The 5,556-nt window shown below is 69.7% G+C and carries 6 protein-coding genes; all 6 read left to right on the top strand.

The genetic code is table 11. From position 1 onward, the window contains the following. Positions 1-193: 193 nt before the first annotated feature. The 6 genes from ACWD3D_RS32650 (at position 194) to ACWD3D_RS32625 (ending at position 5,446) form a co-directional block, all read left to right on the top strand. Positions 194-931 carry a DUF2786 domain-containing protein gene (locus ACWD3D_RS32650; protein WP_451464350.1) on the top strand — a complete coding sequence of 246 codons (738 nt, stop codon included), beginning with the start codon at positions 194-196 and terminating at the stop codon, positions 929-931. 67 nt (positions 932-998) lie between these two features. Beyond that, positions 999-1,241, top strand: coding sequence for a hypothetical protein (locus ACWD3D_RS32645; RefSeq protein ID WP_451464349.1), 243 nt, complete (start codon positions 999-1,001; stop codon positions 1,239-1,241). Between the two features lie 29 nt (positions 1,242-1,270). Then, a complete protein-coding gene (locus ACWD3D_RS32640) occupies positions 1,271-1,735 on the top strand; it encodes a DUF6197 family protein (protein WP_451464348.1) in 465 nt (154 codons plus the stop codon). Between the two features lie 93 nt (positions 1,736-1,828). After that, entirely contained in the window at positions 1,829-3,604 is a 1,776-nt protein-coding gene (locus ACWD3D_RS32635) for a ParB N-terminal domain-containing protein (protein ID WP_451464347.1), read from the top strand. Positions 3,605-3,670: 66 nt separating this feature from the next. Next, positions 3,671-4,093, top strand: coding sequence for a hypothetical protein (locus ACWD3D_RS32630; RefSeq protein WP_451464346.1), 423 nt, complete (start codon positions 3,671-3,673; stop codon positions 4,091-4,093). A 135-nt stretch (positions 4,094-4,228) separates the two neighbouring features. After that, positions 4,229-5,446, top strand: a complete 1,218-nt coding sequence (locus ACWD3D_RS32625) for a hypothetical protein (RefSeq protein WP_451464345.1) — start codon at positions 4,229-4,231, stop codon at positions 5,444-5,446. The last annotated feature ends 110 nt before the right edge of the window (positions 5,447-5,556 follow it).

Genomic DNA, 5,556 nt, shown 5'->3' with positions numbered 1-5,556 from the left:
GCCCGTGGTGGGCGCGGCCCGGCGGGCGGGTGCGGGACAGCGGGGATAGAAGGCCAGGTCAGGGCCCATGTCAGGGTTGACCCAACCTCTAGAACATGGTTTAATTAGTGATGTCGGAAGGGGAGGGCAACCCCCGACCGGCGAACGGCAGGCCGACCGGCCGTCGACATCCACTCTCACCAGGAGAACGCACGTGAGTACCACGAAGGCCCCCGGAAAGCTCGACACCATCCGCGCTCTGCTCGCCAAGGCGGAGGACCCCCGTACGCCCGAGTCTGAGGCGGAGTTGGCTCGGAGGCGGGCGTTCGAGATGATGGCGAAGTACGGGGTCGAAGAGGCCATGCTGGGCGACGGGCAGCCTTCGCGGGACGCGGTCATAGCGAAGTACGTCGACCTCCCCAACCCGTGGGCCATGTCCCGTGTCCGGCTGATCTGCTTCATCGCTCAGAGCGTTGGGTGCAAGGCCGTGCACATGGGGGTGTGGGGCAAGGGGCGCCGCGTCCACATCGTCGGTCATGAGTCCGACATCCAGCGCGCCGAAGTCCTGTACGCCTCCCTGCTGATCCAGATGTTCGGCGGGCTCGGTGCGCAGGTAGTCCCGTACGGCGTCCGCAGCGCGCGGGCATGGCGAACCTCGTGGACCCTCGGGTTCATCGAGCGTGTCATTGCACGTCTGGAGGCGATCGAGCAGGCCGCCCGCGCCGCCGCCAGCGAGGAGACTTCGGCCACCGGTCGTAGCGGTGAACTCGTGCTGGCCGACCGTGACGCGATGGTGGATGCCCTCTTCCGCGAGGAGCACCCGCACGTCCGGCACACGCGCGGCTCGTACAGCGGCAGCGGGTACGGCGACGGAGCCGCCGCAGGCAGCCGCGCCGACATCGGAGGCAGCCGCCGCATCGGTGCCCAGACCGCCGGAGCGCTCGCAGCCTGACCGTCCATCCCGGCCGGGGCGGCAGCCTGCCGCCCCGGCCCCCGCTCGAAGCGTCAAGGGACCTCGCGTGTACATGGAATGGGCCCGATTCCACAAGACCGACGAGAACGGCCGCCACTACTTCCAGATCTATAGCTTCCCCTATACGTGGGCCGCCGCGACGCCGAAGGAGCCCGGCACCGGCCGGATCAGCGAAGCCGCCGCCCTTGCCTACTCGATCATCTGCGCGGCCGGGTGGCAGTGGCAGACGCCGTGTCACTGCGTCGAGTGCACCATCACGGCCAAGTCCGCCCAGCACGACACCACTTGACCACAAATGACCACCGTCAGGAGAACGCGATGCCGTCCCGGAAGCCGCCCGCCACCCCCACCCGCATCCTCACCGCCGCCGCCGACCACATCGAACGCGTCGGGCTTTACCAGGGTGACCACCTCTGGCAGCCTGGCCGGATGGGCGACACCGCCCCGTGCACCGTGCTGCACGCATGGGAGCGCGGCGTGCGCTCCGCCCGGCCCCGCTGGTTCGTTCGCGGTGAACCGTGGGACATCTTCCAGCGCGCCCTGTTCGACTCCCTCGTGGTGCTCAGCAATCAGGTCAACGGCCGTCCCGTGTCCGGGGTCCGGTGGCGCAAGCTGGGGCTCACGGAGGACGCCTACCGGCGCACGCTCCTGTGGTGCTGGGGGGACGAGCCCGAGCGCACCACCGCCAAGGCCGCAGCCATGATCCGCACCGCCGCAGCACTACACCCGAGTGGCGGCGATCACAGCATCGTCGGTTGCCCCACTCTCAAAAACATGGTTTAATTAATGATGTCGGAAGGGGGAGGGCAACCCCCCGACCGACACCCCACCGGGCCGAACGTCCCGACGAACTCTCACCAGGAAGAAGAAAGACCGATGGCGAACACCAAGACCCAGGCCGGCGTCCAGGCTGCCCCTGCCCTGTGGCCGACCCTCGCGGTCGCCGAGCTGGCCGCGCACCCCGGCAACGTCCGCGACATCGAGGTCCCGGCCGATCTGCTGGCCGACGTGAAGGGCAACGGCGTCGTGGAGCCGCTGTACGTCGTGCGCACCCATGGCGACGTGCCGCAGGTCATCGACGGGTTTCAGCGGCTGGCCGCCGCCGTCGCCGCAGGGATGGAGACCGTTCCGGTCACCCCGCGCCCCGTGATCCGGATTGATGCGCTCACCCCGCACCCGGAGAACGCCCGCGAGGACCTGGACCTGAGCGCCGCGTTCGTGGACTCGCTCCGCACCGAGGGGTGCCGCATCCCCGTCAAGATCCAGCGACTCGACGGCGGAGTCCTCCAGGTCAACGACGGAAACCGCCGCTACCACGCTGCGACGGACGCGGGTCTTACCCACCTGCCGTACGAGTGGGAGGATGACGACCGTGACGAGGCAAGCCAGTTCCTCGACATGATCACGACCGCTCAGCACCGCAAGAGCCTGAGCGCTTCCGAGATGAACCAGGCGATGTTCAGCGCGGCCGAAGCGGGTGCGCAGGTGGGCCGCATCGCCAAGGCCGCAGGTGTTCGCCAGAAGGACGTCAGGACGTTGGTCAAGGTCCGGTCCGACGAGAAGCTGTCGGCCGCCGTCAGCGGCGCGAGCAGCTACGAATGGACGTTTGAGCAGCTGGCCGCGCTGTCGGAGTTCACGGACGACGCCGAAGCGCTCGCCGCGATCACCGAGGCCGCCGCCGACGACGACGCCAACGAGGGAGACGTTGACTGGGCCATCGCCGTCGAGCGGACCAAGCGCGACAAGCGGACCAAGGCCGAGGCCCACCGGGCGGAGCTGGAGGCGGGCGGGCAGCGGATCAGGGGCACCGAGGAGCTGTCCGAGCGCGCCATGCCCGTATGGCGACTGCGCGGCATCAGTGCCGAGGAGCACGCCGAGTGCAAGGGGCTGGTGTGGGTGTTCGACGAGCGGCGGGCGGACCGGTATGAGCCCTACTGCTCCGCCCCGGGGCTGTACGGGCACACGGTGCCCGAGGGCAGCAGTGGAAATGGCGGTGGCACGAAGACCGCCACCGAGGTGGAGGCCGAGCGCGCCGCCCGCGCCGCCGTCAAGAAGGGGAACATCGACTGGGACGCGGCCGAGGCCCTGCGCCGGAAGTGGATCACCGACCTGATCAAGCGGCGCAACCTCCCGAAGGCCATGACCAACACCCTGATCGGGCACGTGAACAACGCTCTCTTGGAAGGAAGTTGGGGGATCTGTGACGACCTGAACAAGGAGCCGACGACGGAAATCCTGGCTGTTTTCCTGGGGTTGGGCACCGAGCAGGCCAAGGACCGGGGCGGCTTCGCCGGTCACGTCGCCAAGGACCCCCGCAGGGCCCCGCAGCTCCAGTTCGCCGCCATCGCCGCCGTACGGGAGAAGTGCGCGAACCGGTCCGCGTGGAGGACGGACAGTCAGCGCGCCCCGTGGACGCGGACGCCCACCGGCCGGTGGTTCCAGGTGCTCGCGGCCCTCGGGTACCCGCTCACGCCCATTGAGCAGTCGGTCGTGGACGACGAGCCGTACGACCCGTCGAAGAAGAAGCCCCGCGTCATCACGACGGGCAGTGAGCCGGAGGTCGAGCAGGAGACCGGCGCCGACGAGGAGGAGGGCGAGCCGGACGCCGAGGAGGCCGACGACCCCGCCAGCGACGACGAAGCCGCCGCCTAACCACCTCAGCCGCCCGACGCCGGGGGCGGGAACACCCCCGCCCCCGGCCACCCCAGGAGCCCCACAGTGACCCGTACAGCTCTGTTCGAGACCCGCGCCGACGACCACGGATGCGGATGCGTCCCCGCCCCGGCCGAGCCCGACCCCGGCACTGCCGTCGACATCATGCAGGCCCGCGCCATCGCGGCTGGACTCGCAGAGTTCGGCATCGGACCCCGCCGCTGGTCCGTCGCCTACGACCACCAGGCCGCCGCCGTCGTCCTGCGCGTGGACACCCCGCGCGGACTGTACGCACTCGCCATCCCGGCCCCCGGCGCAGCGTTCCCCGTCCACCACCGGGGCGAGCGCATCGGCGCACTGGACTGCCGCCGCACGTACGGCACCGCCGACAGCTACACCGCCGCCCTGTTCGCCGCGTTTCTGCGGGACCGCGCCGCGCTCGACATCCCTGGCCGGGATGCTTGCCCCATGGCTCAAAACATGGTTTAATTAAGCGTGTTGGAGGGGGAGGGCAACCCCCCTCCAACACCACGGTCCGCCAGCCAGACCGCCCCGGCCGAATGTGGAGGGCAACCCGCCCGGCCGGGCCCGCGAATTCCTCTCTCACCAGCAGGAGCACCCACGATGACCAGCGCAGCCATGCGTTTTTCCATCCCCGCGACCGCTCAGTCCCGCGTCCGGCAGCTTGTCGAGGCCACGAACGCGCGCGCCGCAGTCCACCACCTCAGCGCGTACAAGCTCGACATCTCCGAGCCGTTCCTTGCCGACTACCGCGACCTTGACGGCCGCGTGATCGGAAAGCGCCCCACCGTCACCGTGACGATCTCCGGCGACATCCCCCGTCACCACGGCTGGACCGTCATAGCCCGCCTGGACCACGACGAGGAGGGCGAGACGATCACCAGCCATTTCCCCGGTCTGCCTGAGCAGGACGCCGAGGCCGCGCGCCAGTACTGCGCCATCGAGAACTTCTGCCACGGGTGCGCCGTCGCCAGGCACCGCACCGCCACCTACCTTGCCCGCCACGAGAACGGCGAGATGCGGCAGCTTGGCACGACGTGCGTCGAGCCGTACACCGGCCTGCCGATCAAGGGTCTTGAGGCCCTGTGGCGGTTCGGCACGCTCAAGGACGCCGATTGGGACGCCGAGGGGGGCGGCATCCCGGCCGACCTCCGCGTCCCGGTGATCGAGGTCCTGCGGGTGACCGCCGCCATCGTCAAGGAGGAGGGCCGGTTCTACAGCCGGTCCGAGCAGTGGAAGGACGCGTCTCCGACCGCCGACGGTGTCGAAGGGTACTTCTTCGACCGCAAGGCCCCGCAGGAGTGGAAGGACGCCATCGACGCCGACCCCGACGCGCCGACCACCGCCGCCGCCGTCCGGGCATGGGCCGTCCAGGGATACGGCAGCCTCTCCGACTACCGCCACAAGGTGGGGCAACTTGCCAAGGGTGAGACCGTCGACCCGCGCCACCTCCCGACGCTCGTGTCCGCCATCGCGGGTTGGTACCGCGACCAGGAGAAGGAAGCCGCCGAGCGGGCCGCCCAGAGCAGCAAGCCTCAGGGCACGGTGGGCGAGCGGATCACCACCACCGCCACCGTCACCACCGTGATCGAGCTGGAGGGCCGGACGTACGGCTACACCACCCAGCGCCGCCGACTGGTGAAGTTCCAGGACCCGAGCGGGAACGTGTTCATCTGGTTCAGTTCCGCAGCCGACGTCCCCGACCAGGGCGACGAGGTTGAGCTGACCGGCACGGTCAAGGACCACAGCATCTACGGCGAGACCGCACAGACCGTGCTCACCCGGTGTCGCGTCGCCGCACGCGAACCGGTCGCCGCGTAGCAGCCGCAGCCCCGTTGTAAGGCGGGCGATTCGAAGGGTGGAGCTCCGGCGACGGCCCAGCGAATCGCCGACACGCTCGGTCGGAAGGTCTACGCCGGCAACACCAAGGT

Source organism: Streptomyces sp. NPDC002690, assembly GCF_053592415.1.
The sequence above is the reverse complement of the archived record's forward strand: the minus strand, read 5'-3'. Positions and strand labels throughout refer to the sequence as shown.

Excerpts from the sequence above, each read along its gene's own strand:
- ACWD3D_RS32635 (WP_451464347.1), top strand. The coding sequence starts at position 1,829 with ATGGCGAACACCAAGACCCAGGCCGGCGTCCAGGCTGCCCCTGCCCTG.
- ACWD3D_RS32625 (WP_451464345.1), top strand. The coding sequence starts at position 4,229 with ATGACCAGCGCAGCCATGCGTTTTTCCATCCCCGCGACCGCTCAGTCC.
- ACWD3D_RS32640 (WP_451464348.1), top strand. The coding sequence starts at position 1,271 with ATGCCGTCCCGGAAGCCGCCCGCCACCCCCACCCGCATCCTCACCGCC.